Annotated in this window: 13 protein-coding genes; 12 read left to right on the top strand and 1 reads right to left on the bottom strand. The window is 67.1% G+C overall.

What is annotated here, in order from left to right:
* Positions 1–12: 12 nt before the first annotated feature.
* Together Q1J79_RS14885 and Q1J79_RS14880 are read left to right on the top strand one after the other, a co-directional pair.
* Positions 13–1,167: an EAL domain-containing protein gene (locus Q1J79_RS14885; RefSeq protein ID WP_300301839.1), complete on the top strand. Its 1,155-nt coding sequence runs from the start codon at positions 13–15 to the stop codon at positions 1,165–1,167.
* A gap of 7 nt (positions 1,168–1,174) precedes the next feature.
* Complete coding sequence (locus Q1J79_RS14880) at positions 1,175–1,468, top strand: YciI family protein (protein WP_300301837.1); 294 nt, start codon at positions 1,175–1,177, stop codon at positions 1,466–1,468.
* Here the strand turns inward: Q1J79_RS14880 and Q1J79_RS14875 are convergent.
* Complete coding sequence (locus tag Q1J79_RS14875) at positions 1,458–2,270, bottom strand: HAD-IIB family hydrolase (RefSeq protein ID WP_300301835.1); 813 nt, start codon at positions 2,268–2,270, stop codon at positions 1,458–1,460. The two genes, Q1J79_RS14880 and Q1J79_RS14875, sit on opposite strands and share 11 nt — an antisense overlap.
* Before the next feature lie 116 nt (positions 2,271–2,386).
* Between Q1J79_RS14875 and Q1J79_RS14870 the strand changes: the two genes are divergently transcribed.
* The 10 genes from Q1J79_RS14870 to mutL form a co-directional block, all read left to right on the top strand.
* A complete protein-coding gene (locus tag Q1J79_RS14870) occupies positions 2,387–2,824 on the top strand; it encodes a MaoC family dehydratase (protein ID WP_300301833.1) in 438 nt (145 codons plus the stop codon).
* 16 nt (positions 2,825–2,840) lie between these two features.
* Complete coding sequence (locus Q1J79_RS14865; protein WP_300301831.1) at positions 2,841–3,767, top strand: bifunctional riboflavin kinase/FAD synthetase; 927 nt, start codon at positions 2,841–2,843, stop codon at positions 3,765–3,767.
* Positions 3,768–3,776: 9 nt separating this feature from the next.
* Positions 3,777–4,160 carry a VOC family protein gene (locus tag Q1J79_RS14860; RefSeq protein WP_300301828.1) on the top strand — a complete coding sequence of 128 codons (384 nt, stop codon included), beginning with the start codon at positions 3,777–3,779 and terminating at the stop codon, positions 4,158–4,160.
* 232 nt (positions 4,161–4,392) lie between these two features.
* Positions 4,393–7,230 (top strand): isoleucine--tRNA ligase, encoded by a 2,838-nt coding sequence (gene ileS, locus Q1J79_RS14855; RefSeq protein ID WP_300301825.1) that lies wholly within the window; start codon positions 4,393–4,395, stop codon positions 7,228–7,230.
* Entirely contained in the window at positions 7,227–7,697 is a 471-nt protein-coding gene (gene lspA, locus Q1J79_RS14850; protein WP_300301822.1) for a signal peptidase II, read from the top strand. The genes ileS and lspA overlap by 4 nt, the downstream gene beginning before the upstream one ends.
* Positions 7,698–7,933: 236 nt before the next feature.
* Positions 7,934–9,868 carry an ATP-binding protein gene (locus Q1J79_RS14845; RefSeq protein WP_300301819.1) on the top strand — a complete coding sequence of 645 codons (1,935 nt, stop codon included), beginning with the start codon at positions 7,934–7,936 and terminating at the stop codon, positions 9,866–9,868.
* A 119-nt stretch (positions 9,869–9,987) separates the two neighbouring features.
* Complete coding sequence (locus Q1J79_RS14840) at positions 9,988–10,596, top strand: DUF3035 domain-containing protein (protein WP_300301816.1); 609 nt, start codon at positions 9,988–9,990, stop codon at positions 10,594–10,596.
* Between the two features lie 28 nt (positions 10,597–10,624).
* Positions 10,625–11,965, top strand: coding sequence for a pitrilysin family protein (locus tag Q1J79_RS14835; protein WP_300301813.1), 1,341 nt, complete (start codon positions 10,625–10,627; stop codon positions 11,963–11,965).
* A gap of 14 nt (positions 11,966–11,979) precedes the next feature.
* Complete coding sequence (locus Q1J79_RS14830) at positions 11,980–13,305, top strand: pitrilysin family protein (protein ID WP_300301810.1); 1,326 nt, start codon at positions 11,980–11,982, stop codon at positions 13,303–13,305.
* Between the two features lie 7 nt (positions 13,306–13,312).
* A partial coding sequence (gene mutL / locus Q1J79_RS14825; RefSeq protein WP_300301807.1) for a DNA mismatch repair endonuclease MutL occupies positions 13,313–15,165 on the top strand: 1,853 nt, incomplete at its 3' end.

Here is a 15,165-nt window from a genome sequence, read left to right as displayed (position 1 = left end):
ACGGAGGCCACCATGCCAACCCTGCCCGGATTGCTCACCTTTGCCGCCCTGTCGCTGGTCGCGCTGGTCGCCGGCGTCAGCCTGACCCGGCTGGTACCCGCCCTGGCCAGCCAGCATCCCGGCCTGATCGCGCTCGGCCTGCTGCTGCTGTTCTGGACCATCCGCGAACGCTGGATGCGGAGCCGCCTGCAGGCCCGGCTGATCGCCGAGATCGACGGCCTGACCGAGGAGTTGATGCATATGCGCGGCGAGATTCCGCCGCCCGCCATGAGCATGCCGCCCGCCATCGCCCTGCAGACCGGGGCCCTGCAGGCCGGGACCCTGCCGCCGGCCAATGCCGCCGTGGCCAGGGAAGCCGCCAATGAATCAGCCCGCGAGCCGCGCCTGGTGATGCGCGATATCGCCGCCGCGCCCGAGCCGGCCGACGATGGCAGCCTGCTGGAGGCCGTGCGCGACGCGCTGAACAACAACCGCGTCGAGCTGCATATCCAGCCGATCGTCAGCCTGCCGCAGCGCCGCATCCGCTTCTTCGAGCTGCTGGCCCGCCCGCGCGACGCCGAGGGCCAGACCTACCGCGCCGCCGAATGCCTCGACGCGCTGGAGGCTGCCGGCCTGCGCGACGAATTCGATGCCCTGATGCTGCTGCGCAGCGTGCAGCTGGTGCGCAAGCTGGAGCAGCGCGCCAAGGATGTCGGCTTTTTCCTCAACCTGTCGCCCGCCATGCTGGCGCAGATCGAGACCTTCAATCCGCTCTACGATTTCCTGCAGCGCGAACGCGAGCATGCCGCCAATATTGTGCTGGAATTCGGCCATGCCGGCATCGCGAAGCTGGATCGCGCCGGGCTGTATCGTCTCAGCCGGCTGGCGGCTTTGGGTTTTGCCATCTCGGTCGATGGCATCGACCGCTTCGACGTTGATTTCGCCCTGCTGGCCAAGAACGGCGTACGCTTCGTGAAATTCGATGCCGCCGCGTTCGGCGATGCCGGCGCGATCGCCAGGTCGCCGATCGACCTCGCCGACCTACCCGAGATCTGCCAGCGGCATAATCTGGTGCCGGTGCTGGGCAAGGTGGAAAACGAGCAGGAGCTGTTGAAGCTCAGCGATCTCGATTTCCCGTTCGGCCAGGGCATGCTGTTCGGCATCCCGAAACTCGCCAGGGCGGCGTGAGTCTGCCGTGACCCGCTGGATTGCGCTTTTCACCGACGGGCCCGAGATGATGGGGGTGCGCCGCGAGCGTGAGCCCGCGCATCTGGCCTATCTGCGGCAGCATGGCGAGCATATCCGCATCGGCGGCGGCCTGCGCGAGCAGCCCGGCGGTCCCTTCGTCGGCGGTTTGTGGGTGATCGAGGCGGATACGCGGGAGCAGGCCGTCGCGCTGATCGAAAACGATCCGTATTACGTGCCGGCCTGGCGCAGCTATCGCCTGCTGGTCTGGGGCAAGGCGCTGCCCGGCGACGTCATCCTATAGCTTTAGCCGCGATGAGCGCGTCGGCCAGTTCGACGAACCCGCTGCCGCCTTCGCCCGCCGTGACAAAGGCGGGTGGCGCCGCGATGCGGTCGAGGAACGGCCGCACATTCGCCACGCCGACGCTGTAAGGAAAATAGCCGAACATCGGGGCGTCGTTCGGGCTGTCGCCGGCAAACACGATCTGGTCACGCACCGCATCGAGCTGCAGGCCATAGCATTCCTCGAACAGCACCTTGGTCATGGAAAGCTTGTCCCAGTGGCCGAACCAGCCGTTGACATGAATCGAACTGACCTTCGCGGTGGCGCCTGCCGCCTCGAACAGCGCGACGATTTTGTCGATGGCATCCTGCGGCAGCGGCTTCACGTCCTCGCAGAAATCCACGGCCAGGTCGCATTCGCGGTATTGCTGGTCGGAGGCCAGCGCGCAGCCCGGCACGTCGCGCAGGATGGTCTCGGCCAGCATCGCCAGCTTCGCCCGCGCGGCGCGGCGTTCGGCATCGTCCTGGAAAAAGCGCCGGCGCATCACCTTGGCGTCGCGGTCATAGCGCATGTAGAGCGCGCCGTTTTCGCCCACGATGCCGTCCACCGGCCAGAAGCGCGCGATCAGGTCGCACCAGCCGGCCGGCCGGCCGGTGATCGGGATCACCCGGAAGCCCGCCGCCTGCAGGCGCTCCAGCGCGGCATAGGCCTCCGCCGTCAGCCGGCCATGGCTGGTCAGGGTGTCGTCGATATCGGTCAGCACGTAGCGGATGGCGCGGCGTTGACCTTCGGTAAAGGCGGAAAGCGGTGGAATGGCGGGCATAAGGTCCGGACGGAAGTCGAAAGGGCGGGGTGTTGCCCGTTCAGGGCAGGGCCGCGTATAGTCGCCGCGCCCGCAAAAACCGTCAACCGCTCGCCAAATTCAAGGACCCGACCAGCATGACCTATCAGGCTTTGCACGGCTATTACCTGGAAGACCTGTCGGTCGGCATGTCGGAAAGTTTCACCAAGACGGTGAGCGAATCCGATATCGTCGCCTTCGCCGACCTGTCGGGCGACACCAATCCGGTGCACCTGAACGAGGAATTTGCCGCCGCCACGCCATTCAAGGGCCGCATCGCCCATGGCATGCTTGGCGCGGCCCTGCTCAGCACCGTGTTCGGCACCAAGCTGCCCGGCCCGGGCTGCATCTACATCTCGCAGGATCTGCGCTTCAAGGCGCCGGTGCGCATCGGCGACACCGTGGTGGCCAAGGTGACCATCACCGAGATCGTGCCGGAAAAGCGCCGGGTGAAATTCGCCTGCGAATGCCGCGTCGGCGATACCGTGGTGATCGAGGGCGAAGCCGCCCTGATGGTCAGTCGCCGCCCCAAGTAATCCGGATCGCCCAGCCATGCGCCTGCTGCGCTCCAGCGCCAGTTTCCCGCCGGCCCTGCGCGGCGCCGTGGCCGCCATCGGCAATTTCGACGGCGTGCATCTGGGGCATCGCGCCCTGATCGCGGCGGCGCGCGCGCAGGCGGAGAACAGCGGCGGCAAACCCGTGGCGGTGATGACCTTCGAGCCGCATCCGCGCCGCTTCTTCGTGCCCGCTTCGCCGCCCTTCCGGCTCGACGCGCTGGAGACCAAGGCGCGCATCCTGGACGGCCTGGGCGTCAACGCCACGCTGGCCCTGCCGTTCGATGGTGCTTTGGCCGGCCAGTCGCCGCAGGAATTCGTCGATCACATCCTGGCCCGGGACTTAGGTGTAAGCCATGTGGTGGTGGGCTATGATTTCACCTTCGGCAAGGCGCGCGCGGGCAATACCGACCTGCTGCGCGAGCTGGGCGCGAAGCATGGCATCGGCGTGACGGTTGTCTCTGCGCAGGGCGATGGGGACGCCTATTCCTCCTCGCGCGTGCGCATGCTGCTGGAAGCCGGCGACGTGGCCGGCGCCAACCGCCTGCTGGCGCGGCCCTGGGAAATCATCGGCATCGTCGAGCACGGCGACAAGCGCGGCCGCGAGCTGGGTTATCCCACCGCCAATGTGGCGTTGACCGATTTCCAGATTCCGAAATTCGGCATTTATGCCGTGCGCTGCGAGGTCGATGGTCAGCGCTATGACGGCGTCGCCAGCCTCGGCATCCGGCCGACTTTTGATCAGACCGACGTGAAGCTGGAAGTCTACCTGTTCGATTTCGCCGGCGATCTTTACGGCCGGGCCATGCGGGTGGAGTTCCACGCCTTCCTGCGGCCGGAGCTGAAATACGAAGGCCCCGAGGCGCTCAAGCGCCAGATCGCCCTTGATGTGATTGAGGCGAAGCGCGCTTTGGCGCAGACCTGAACGGCACCCATGCTCGACCACGTCTCCATCACCGTGCCCGACATCGCCGCCGTGCGCGGCTTCTACGATGCCGTGATGCAGGCCTTGGGTTATCCCTGCGTCTATGTCAAAGACGATGCCCTGGGCTATGGCCTGCGTGCGCGGCCCGATGCGCCCGGGCGCAGCTATATCTCGGTCCTGCAGTCGCCTTCCATGCTGCCCGACCCGCGTCGCCACTGGTGCTTCAAGGCTGCCAGTCACGAGCAGGTTGATGCCTTTCATGCCGCTGCCCTGCAGGCGGGCGGGCGCGACGATGGGCCGCCCGGTCTGCGCCCGCATTACCACGAGCGCTATTACGCCGCTTTCGTGATCGACCCGGCCGGCAACCGCATCGAGGCGGCCTGCCACATCTGAAGGCGGTGCCCATCTCGACAGCTCCGCCTCGGCGGCCCCATTCTCGACAGAGCCGGGCTCAAATGCTAAATCATCGCCATGCTTGGGCAATTCGCCATATTCCGGGGCTTTCCCTTGGCCCGAATTAGCGGCCCGGTCCTTTTCTAAGGCCCGGGATTTCCTCGACTTTTCCTGACATGCCGCGTCGCCCGCCCTGCCAGAGCAGGCCTGGCCGCATTCCCCGAGTAGACCAATGACCAAAGACTATCGCCCGACCGTTTTCCTGCCCACCACCGATTTCCCGATGAAGGCCGGCCTGCCGGCCAAGGAGCCGGAAATCCTGGCCCGCTGGGAAAAGATCGGCCTGTACGAAAAGTTGCGCGCCGATTCCAAGGGCCGCGAGAAATTCGTGCTGCACGATGGCCCGCCCTATGCCAACGGCAACCTGCATCTGGGCCATGCGCTGAACAAGATCCTGAAGGACACCATCAACCGCTCACGGCAGATGATGGGCTATGACGCCAATTACGTGCCGGGCTGGGACTGCCACGGCCTGCCGATCGAGTGGAAGATCGAGGAAAAGTACCGCGCCGCCGGCAAGAACAAGGACGACGTGCCGATCGACGAGTTCCGCAAGGAATGCCGCGACTTCGCCGATCACTGGATCGGCGTGCAGCGCGAGGAGTTCAAGCGGCTCGGCGTGATCGGCGACTGGAAGAATCCCTACACCACGATGAGCTTCGGCGCCGAAGCCCAGATCGTGCGCGAGATCCACAAGTTCCTGATGAATGGTGGCCTGTTCAAGGGCTCCAAGCCGGTGATGTGGTCCATCGTCGAGCGCACCGCCCTGGCTGAGGCCGAGGTCGAATACCACGAGCACACCTCGCATACCGTCTTCGTGAAATTCCCCGTGGTGAAGGCCAGCAACACGGCGCTGGATGGCGCCAGCATCGTGATCTGGACCACCACGCCCTGGACCCTGCCGGGCAACCGCGCCATCGCGCTCTCCAAAGACGCCGAGTATGTCCGGCTGCGTATCGAGGCGGTGGGCGAGAAATCGCTGGCGAAAGCCGGCGACGAGATCGTGGTGGCGAAGGAACTGGCCGAGACGGTGGCCAAGGCCTGCGCCCTTGAAGCGGTTGCCACCGTGGCGACGTTGAAAGGCGCCGATATCGTCGGCACCATCTGCGCCCATCCGCTGCGCGCGCAGGGTTTCGCCTTCGACGTGCCGGTGCTGCATGGCGATTTCGTCACCATGGATGCCGGCACCGGCTTTGTGCATATCGCGCCGGGCCATGGCGCCGACGACTACAATCTGGGCATGGCCAATGGCATTGAGGTGCCGCATACGGTGGATGCCGATGGCCGCTATTTCCGCCATGTGCCGGTCTTCGGCGGCGACAACCCGGCCCGCGTGCTGGACGATGCCGGCAAGGAAGGCGATGCCAATGCCCGCGTGATCGCGGTGATGACCGAGGCCGGCGCGCTGCTTGGCCGTGGCCGCCTGCGCCACCAGTATCCGCATTCCTGGCGCTCGAAGGCGCCGCTGATTTTCCGCAACACGCCGCAATGGTTCATCTCGATGACCACCAACGACCTGCGCAGCAAGGCGCTGGCGGCCATCGACGCCACCGCCTTCTATCCGCCGCAGGGCCGCAACCGGCTGTATGCCATGATCGAGCAGCGGCCCGACTGGGTGATCAGTCGCCAGCGCGCCTGGGGCGTGCCGATCGCCGTGTTCGAGAACAGGGAAACCGGCGAGCTGCTGCGCGACCCGGAGGTCAACGAGCGTGTCGTGCAGGCCTGCCTGAAAGCCGGTGCCGATGCCTGGTTCACGGCCGGGCCCGAGGATTTCCTTGGCGGCAGGTACAAGGCCGATGAGTGGAAGATGGTGACCGACATCCTCGATGTCTGGTTCGATTCCGGCTCGACGCACGCCTTCGTGCTGGAACAGCGGCCCGATCTGAAATGGCCGGCCTCGCTGTATCTGGAAGGCTCCGACCAGCATCGCGGCTGGTTCCATTCCTCGCTGCTGGAAAGCTGCGGCACGCGCGGCCGCGCGCCCTACGATGCCGTGCTGACCCACGGCTTCCTGCTCGACGAGAAGGGCCGGAAGATGTCCAAGTCGCTCGGCAACTCGGTCGAGCCGCAGGACGTGATCAAGCAATCGGGCGCCGATATCCTGCGCCTGTGGGTCGCCTCGGCCAATTACAATGACGACCTCAGCGTCGGGCCGAAGATCATCCAGGCCCAGGTGGATGCCTATCGCCGCCTGCGCAACACCCTGCGTTACCTGCTGGGTAACCTGGCCGGTTTCGCCGAAGCCGAGCGTCTGCCGCATGCCGAGATGCCCGAGCTGGAGCGCTGGGTGCTGCATCGCCTGGCCGAGCTGGGCCAGGTGGTGCGCGAAAGCTGCGAGGACTACGATTTCCATCGCATGTATGTGGCGCTCTATAATTTCTGCGCCGTCGACCTGTCGGGCTTTTATTTCGACATCCGCAAGGATGCGCTGTATTGCGACGCGCCCGACAGCATCCGCCGCCGCGCCGCCCGCACCGTACTGGATCACCTGTTCAACTGCCTGGTGAAATGGCTGGCGCCGATCATCTGCTACACGGTGGAGGAAGCCTGGCTGACGCGGTATCCGTCCGAGGATGGCAGCGTGCACCGCGAAGTCTGGCACGCCCTGCCCGAGGCCTGGCTCGATCCGACGCTCGGCGCCAAGTGGGAGCGCGTGCGTCGCGTGCGCCGCGCCGTCACCGGCGCGCTGGAGATCGAACGCGCCGAGAAGCGCATCGGCGCCAGCCTGCAGGCCCATCCGGTGGTCTATGTGAATGGCGATGATCTGCAGGCGGTGATCGACCTCGATTTCGCCGAAATCTGCATCACCTCCGGGATCACGCTGCGCGAGGGCGAGGGGCCGGCGGATGCCTATCGCAGCGACGATGCCAAGGGCGTTGCCGTGGTATCCGAGCAGGCTTCGGGCCTGAAATGCGAACGCTGCTGGCAGGTGCTGCCGGAAGTGGGCCATGTGCCGGGCCATGACGATCTGTGCCAGCGCTGCGCCACCGCCGTTGGTACGGCAGCATGACCTTTCGTCTCGGACTGATCGTCGCGGCGCTGATCCTGGTTGCCGACCAGGTCAGCAAGTATCTTCTGCTCGACCTGATGCAGCAGAACCCGAACGGCATCGTGCTGACGCCGTTCTTCAACCTAGTGCTGGTCTGGAATACCGGAGTCAGCTTCGGCCTCTTCCAGGAAGACACGCCTTTGCGCAGTTGGACGCTGATCGGCGTCGCCGCCGCCGTGCTGGTCTGGCTGCTGGTCTGGCTGTGGCGGGCCCAGGGCTGGCTGATCGGTGCGGCGCTTGGCCTGATCATCGGCGGCGCCATCGGCAACATCATCGACCGCTACCGCTTTGGCGCCGTCTTCGATTTTCTTGATTTCCATGCCTTCGGCTGGCACTGGCCGGCCTTCAACGTGGCCGACAGCGCCATTGTGGTCGGCGTCGGCCTGCTGCTGCTCGACAGTATCCGCATGCGTCCTGCTGCGGACTGATTGCGGCGTGGCGCAAACCGCCACCTAGAGTCGAGTGGAATTCGCTCTTTCGTTGCGCTGCCGCGGGAATGATGGCAGCATCCTTCAGGAACGGGGCGGGCGAGAGGCAGGATGCTTCGATCGTGCAAGGGCCCTGGCCGGCTTGGCCGGCGGGGAGACAACCAAACGGGAATGGTGCGGAACGGTCAGGCCGCGGCCGATGCTTTGCAAGCCCGCGGTGCTTTGCAGGCCCGGTCATGATGCAGACACCCGTCCGCCGCAGGTTTTCCCGCCACCAGCTTTCGGCCCGACAGGTCAAGGTGACGGTGATCGTTGCCCTCGTCATCGGTTTCATCTCCAGCCTGTTCCAGCTCGCCTTCGACATCCGCAACGAACTTGCCCAGCGCCAGACCACTGTGGTCCAGGTCATGGACATGCTCAACGACGCGGCTTCCCAGGCCGCCTATGCCCTGGACGAGCAGCTTGCCGCCCGCGTGGTCAGCGGCCTGCTGCTCTACCAGCCGATCTGGCGCGCCGAGATTTACGACAATTACGGCCGCCGCATGGCCATGCAGGACCGCGAGCGCGAGGAAAGCAAGCCCGAAGGCCTGCTGCGCCTGCTGCCGGCCGGCGACGAGATGCTGACCCGGCCGCTTTATGGCCCGCGCGACCACGACCTGGTCGGCGAGATGCGGGTGGCGGTCGATGGCACGCTGCTGGCGCAAAGCATCCTCAATCGCACCTGGGTGGTGATCGGCACCGGCTTCGTGCGCAACTTCGTGCTCGCGCTGATCCTCGCCGTGCTGTTCTACTACACGCTCACGCGGCCGCTGCTGGCCCTGGTGACGCAGATCGAGCAGGCCGATCCGCGCCGGCCCGAGGATTCCCGCATCAACGTGCCGGCCCGCCATCGCGCCGACGAGTTCGGCCTGCTGGCCGAGCGGGTCAATGCCATCCTCGGCGCCAGCGGCGAGCATCTGGCCGAGGTGGAGCGCAGCCGCGAGATGCTGCGCAACGTGCTGGACGCGATCCCCGCCCTGATCAGCCTGAAGGATGTCGCGGGCCGTTACCTGCTGGTCAACAGCCGGGTGGTCGAGGTGTTCGGCCAGCCGCCCGGCGAAATCGTCGGCCGCCGCCTCGACGAGCTGGCCCTGCCCGGCCTGGCGCCGGAGCATCGCGAGGATTTCATCCGTTTCAACGAGGAGAACGAGGCGGCGATGACGGCGCGCGGCCAGCCGGTGCTGAACCTGGAGCGCACCTATTACCTGGCCGATTCACCGCAGTTCACCATGCTGGAGAACAAGGTGCCGCTGCTGGACGCGGCCGGCCGCGTCAACGGCATCATCTCGATCGCGCTCGACATCAGCGAACGCAAGCTGGCCGAGCGCGCGCTGGACGAGGCCAATGCCCGGCTGCGCGGCCAGGCCGAGGACCTGGAGCGGCTGGCATCCTCCTACGCCCGCGAACGCGAGCATGCCATCGCCGCCAACCGCGCCAAGTCGGAATTCCTCGCCAATATGAGCCACGAGTTGCGCACGCCGCTCAATGCCATCATCGGCTTCGCCGAGGTGATCACCCTGCGCATGTGGGGCGCCAACTCGGAGCGGTATTTCGATTATGCCGAGGATATCGTGATGAGCGCGCGGCACCTGCTGCATGTCATCAACGACATCCTCGACATGTCGAAGATCGAGGCCGGCCGCTACGAGCTGAGCCTGGAGGAGGAGGCGCTGCCGATGGTGATCGGCGACTGCCTGACCATCGTGCGGGGCCGCGCCCAGGAGGCGGATATCGACTTGGTCGATGCCTTCCCGACTCAGCTGCCGCCGATGCGCGTCGATGCCCGCGCCATCAAGCAGGTGCTGCTCAACCTGCTGTCCAATGCCATCAAGTTCACCCCGGCCGGCGGCAGCGTGGAGATCGGCGGCGGCCGCGAGCCCAATGGCGACATCGTCATCACGGTGAGCGATACCGGCAGCGGCATCCGGCCGGAGAACCTGGAGCGCATTTTCGAGCCGTTCTGGCAGGGCGACCCCAATATCCGCCGCCGCAGCGAGGGCACCGGCCTGGGGTTGGCCATCAGCCGCAAGTTCGTTGAGCTGCATGGCGGCAGCCTGGGCATCGCCAATGGCGCGCATGGCGGCGCCGTTGCCACGATTCGCCTGCCGGCCCGGTTGATCGTCGCCAACTGAATCCGCGGTTCTCCGCCAGAATGCAGTCTTCTGCCGCCCTTGTGCCGGAGGGGCGCCCGGGGCTAAAATCCTCCGCCTTTGGCAACAGGGGCCTTTTAGCAACAGGGGAAAGTCTCGCCATGAGTCGACCGAATATTGCCGGCCGACGCCTGTGGGTGGCCTGCGCCACCTTAAGTCTGCCCGTCATGCTCGCCGGCTGTGATTCCACCCGCGATGCGCTGGGGCTGACCAAGAAGGCGCCCGACGAATTCGCCGTTGTCACCAAGGCGCCGCTGGTGCTGCCGCCGGAATTCGGCCTGCGTCCGCCCGAGCCGGGCGCGCCGCGTCCGCAGGAAGTGCCGGCGCGCGACCGTGCCGCCGCCGCGCTGGGTGGCCGCACCGATACGGCCGCCGGCCAGCTCACCCCCTTGAGCCGCGATCCCAATGCCAGCGCGGCGCAGCGCTCCGCCGGCGAAAGCGCCCTGCTGCAGCAGGCCAGGGCGACCAATGCCGATCCGGACATCCGCCGCAAGGTGAATGACGAATTCACCCAGCTGGCCGAGCGCGACCGCCGCCTGGTCGACCGCCTGATCTTCTGGCAGAAGGCCGAGGAACCCGGCCTGGCCGTCGATCCGGCCAAGGAAGCCCAGCGCCTGCGCGAGAATGCCGCCACCGGCAAGGCGCCGACGGCGGGCCAGGTGCCGACCATCAAGCGCCGCGAACGCGGCCCGCTGGAAGGTATTTTCTGACCAGGTCTGTTCTGACGGAGGCCACGCCGTGCAGCGTCTGATCGTCGCCGTCCTGCTCGCCATCGCAGCATGTCTGGCAGGACCGGCCGGCGACAGCCGCGCCCAGGTTTTCCGCCCGACCCAGTTCATGCTGGAAAACGGCATGCAGGTGGTGCTCATCGAGGATCACCGCGCGCCGGCCGTGCATCACATGGTCTGGTACAAGGTCGGCGCCGCCGACGAGCAGCCCGGCGTCACCGGGGTTGCGCATTACCTCGAGCACCTGATGTTCAAGGGCACGCCCGGCGTGCCGCCCGGTGAATTCTCGCGCCTGGTGGCGCGCGAGGGCGGCCGCGACAATGCCTTCACCTCCTCGGACTATACCGGCTATTTCCAGACCATCGCGCGCGACCGTCTGGAGCTGGTGATGCGCCTGGAAGCCGAGCGCATGACCCAGCTGCAGCCGCGCCCCGAGGATGCCGTGCCGGAATTGCAGGTGGTGCTGCAGGAACGCCTCAGCCGCGTGGAGAACAGCCCCGCCGCCCTGTTCGGCGAGCAGTTCGATGCCGCGCAGTATCTGTCGCATCCCTATGGCCGGCCGGTGATCGGCTGGCCGCAGGAAGTCGCCAAACTTACCCTCGACGATGCGATGAGCTTCTATCGCAGCCACTACGCGCCCAACAACGCCATCCTGGTGGTCGCCGGCGACGTGACGCCCGCCGAGCTCAAGCGCCTGACGGAAAAACATTACGGCATGATCCCGATGCGCCCGGTGCCGCCGCGGGTGCGGCCGCAGGAGCCGCCGCAACTGGCCGCGCGCCGCCTTGCCATGAGCGATCCGCGCGTCACCCAGCCCAGCCTGCGCCGCAGCTATCTCGCCCCCAGCCGCTCGGCCGGCGAGAAGCAGCATGCCGTGCCGCTGTCGGTGCTGGCCGAAATCCTCAACGCGCCCACCGGGCGGCTCTATGCCGCTCTGGTGGTCGGCGACGGGCCGGCGGCCTCGGCCGGCGCCTGGTATTCCTCCACCTCGCTTGATCTCACCACCTTCGGCTTTGGCCTCGCGCCCAGGCAGGGCCGCAAGCTCGACGAGCTGGAAGCCGGGCTCGACCGCGTGATCGCCGCCATTCTCAGCGATGGCGTCACGGCGGACGAGCTGCGCCAGGCCAAGACGGTGATGCAGGCCGAAACCATCTATGCCCGCGACAGCCTGTCGAATGCCGCCCGCATCTTCGGCTCGGCGCTCACCACCGGGCAGACGGTGGAGGATGTCGAGGCCTGGCCGCGCCTGGTCGATGCCGTCACGGCCGAGCAGGTGAAAGCCGCGGCGCAATATGTCTTCGACCTGCGCCGTTCGGTCACGGGCCATCTGTTGCCCAAGGAACAGAGCTGAGGGGAGCAGAGTTGATGCGCCGCCGCGACGTTCTTCTGGGAATCTTGGTGCTGCTGTGCGGCATCGGGCTGCATCTTCCCGCCCAGGCCGGGCCGAAGATCGAGCGGATCACCACGCCGCTCGGCATCGAGGTCTGGCTGGTGCGCGAACCCTCCATTCCCATGCTCGCGTTGCAGGCCTCCTGGCGCGGCGGCAGCTCCAGCGATCCGGCCGGGCTGGAAGGCCGCGCTGGCCTCGCCATGGGCCTGCTGACCGAGGGCGCCGGCGATCTGGAGGCCGAAGCCTTCCAGAATGCCCTGCGCGAAAAAGCCATCGCGCTCGATTTCTCGGCCGACCGCGATTACAGCTCGGTCGGCCTGCGCACGCTGACCCAGCACCGCGCCCGCGCGTTTGAGCTGCTGAAGCTGGCGATGACCGCGCCGCGCTTCGACGACGAGCCGGTGGCGCGCACCAAGGCGCAGGCCCGCGTGGCTTACGAGCGCAGCCGCGCCAGCCCCAGCGCGCTGGCCGGCGAGCGCTTCGCCGAACTGGCCTATGGCGATCACCCTTATGGCCGCCGGTCCTCGCCCAGCGCCGCGAGCCTGGAGCGCATCGACCGCGCCGCGCTGGCGGAATTCCCCCGCGCGGTGCTGGCGCGCCGCAACCTGTCGCTCGGCGTGGTTGGCGACATCGCGCCCGAGGACCTGGCCCGCCTGGTGGATGACAGTTTCGGCGCCCTGCCGGCCGAGCCGCAGGTGGCCCTGCCGCCGCCGGTGCAGGTGCAGACGGCGAAACTGCCCGTGGTGATCCCGTTTCCCAATCCGCAAAGCGTCGTGCTGCTCGGCGCGCCGGGCATCGCCCGCGAAGACCCCGACTGGTACGCCGCCACCGTGCTGAACCAGATCATTGGCGGCGGCAGCCTGTCGTCGCGGTTGTTCGAGGAAGTGCGCGAGAAGCGCGGCCTGGTCTATTCGGTCGGCACCCAGCTCACCCCCTACAAGGCCTCCGCGCTGTTTGCCGGTTCGCTTGCCACCTCGAACAGCCAGGTGGTCGAGGCGCTGCGGCTGGTGCGCGCCGAGCTCACCCGCGTCGCCCGCGACGGCGTCGACGACGACGAGCTGGCGGCGGCGAAATCCTACATGACCGGCTCGTTCCCGCTGCGGCTCACGTCCAACGCGGCCATCGCCGGCATGCTGGTGGCGATGCGCAATACCGGCTTAAGCCCCGATTACATCGAGGCCTATCCCGGCCTGATCAATGCCGTGGGGCAGGCCGAGATCCGCCGCGTGGCGCAGCGCCTGTTCGCCGGCGATGATTATCTGGTGATCGTGGTCGGCCAGCCGACCGGCCTCGGCGGCTGATATCCGCATGACCATCCCCATGTCGAATATCCGCCGCCTGCCGGAAACCCTGGTCAACCGCATCGCCGCTGGCGAGGTGGTGGAACGCCCGGCTTCGGCCGTGAAGGAGCTGGTCGAGAATGCCATCGATGCCGGCGCGCGCCGCATCGACGTGGCGATTGCCAATGGCGGCCGCAGCCTGATCAGCGTCAGCGACGACGGCAAGGGCATGGCGCGCGACGAGCTGCCAGTTGCCGTGGAACGCCACGCCACGTCCAAGCTGCCTTCCGACGACCTGCTCGATATCCGCTGGCTCGGCTTTCGCGGCGAGGCGCTGCCCTCCATCGGCGCGGTCAGCCGCATGAGCATTGTCAGCCGGCAGGAGAATGACGGCTCCGCCTGGGCCATCGAGGTCGAGGGCGGCCGCGTCGGCGGCGTGAAGCCGGCCGCCGCCGGCAAGGGCACGCGCATTGAAGTGCGCGACCTGTTCTACGCCGTGCCGGCGCGGCTGAAATTCCTCAAATCCGACCGCGCCGAGGATCTGGCGGTGCAGGAAATCATGCGCCGGCTGGCCATGGCGCATCCCGGCATCGCCTTCACTTTGCAGCAGGATGGCCGCGTCAGTTTCCGCGCCGATGCCGTGCCGGCCAGCCTGATGGAGGATGGCCACGACCTGCAGCAGCTTGGCCGGCTGGAGCAGATACTGGGACGCGACTTCGCCGACAATGCCGTGCCGATCCGGGCCGAACGCGAGGGCATCAAACTCGCCGGCCATGCCGGCCTGCCGACCTACAATCGCGGCAATGCCCAGCACCAGTATCTGTTCGTCAATGGCCGCCCGGTGCGCGACAAGCTGTTTGTCGGCGCGCTGCGCGGCGCCTATGCCGATTTCCTCGGCCACGACCGCCATCCGGTGGTGGCTTTGTTCCTCGACCTGCCGGCCGAGCAGGTCGACGTCAACGTGCATCCGGCCAAGGCCGAGGTGCGCTTCCGCGATCCCGGGCTGGTGCGCGGCCTGATCGTCGGCGCTTTGCGCCATGCGCTGGCCGAGGCCGGCCATCGCGCCTCCACCACCGTGGCGCAATCGGCGCTCGGCGCCCTGAAGCCACAGAGCGCGCCCACCATGCCCTTGCCCTTCCAGTCCACCTTTGGCGGACAGTCGCGCTGGCGTGGTTACGACAACCTGCGGCCCAGTTCGCTGCCCGGCCTGGCCGAGGCGGCGTCTTTGTACAATGCGCCGCAGGGTGATTTCTCGCGCGATGCCTTCGGCGATGCCACGGGTGAGGTTCCGGCGGGAGAAGGCCTTGCGCCCGCGGCACGCAACGAGGATGCAGGGGCCGCGCCAATCCCGCTGCAGAACTATCCGCTCGGCGCCGCGCGTGGCCAGCTGCATGAAACCTATATCGTGGCCCAGACGGCCGACGGCATCGTGATCGTCGACCAGCATGCCGCCCATGAGCGGCTGGTCTACGAGCGCATGAAGGTCAACCTGGATGCCGGCAAGGTGCCGCGCCAGGTGCTGCTGCTGCCCGAAGTGGTCGAGCTCAGCGAGGCCGAAGCCACGCGGCTCAGCGCGCGCGCCGACGAGCTGGCCGAGCTTGGCCTGGTGCTGGAAGGCTTTGGCAATGGCGCCGTGGTGGTGCGCGAGGTGCCGGCGTTGCTGGGCGACGTGGCGGTGCAGGCTTTGGTGCGCGATCTGGCCGATGCCATCGCCGAATATGATTCCGTGCTGCCGCTGAAGGAAAAGCTGGAAGAGGTCTGCGGCACCATGGCCTGCCATGGCAGCGTGCGCGCCGGCCGCCGCCTGACGCTGGACGAGATGAACGCGCTGCTGCGCCAGATGGAAGCCACGCCCCATTCCGGCCAGTGCAACCACGGCCG

The sequence above is a fragment of the Ferrovibrio sp. genome (genome assembly GCF_029255545.1).
Lineage (GTDB): Bacteria > Pseudomonadota > Alphaproteobacteria > Ferrovibrionales > Ferrovibrionaceae > Ferrovibrio.
Note: the sequence above shows the minus strand (reverse complement) of the source record. Positions and strands in the feature narration are given on the sequence as shown.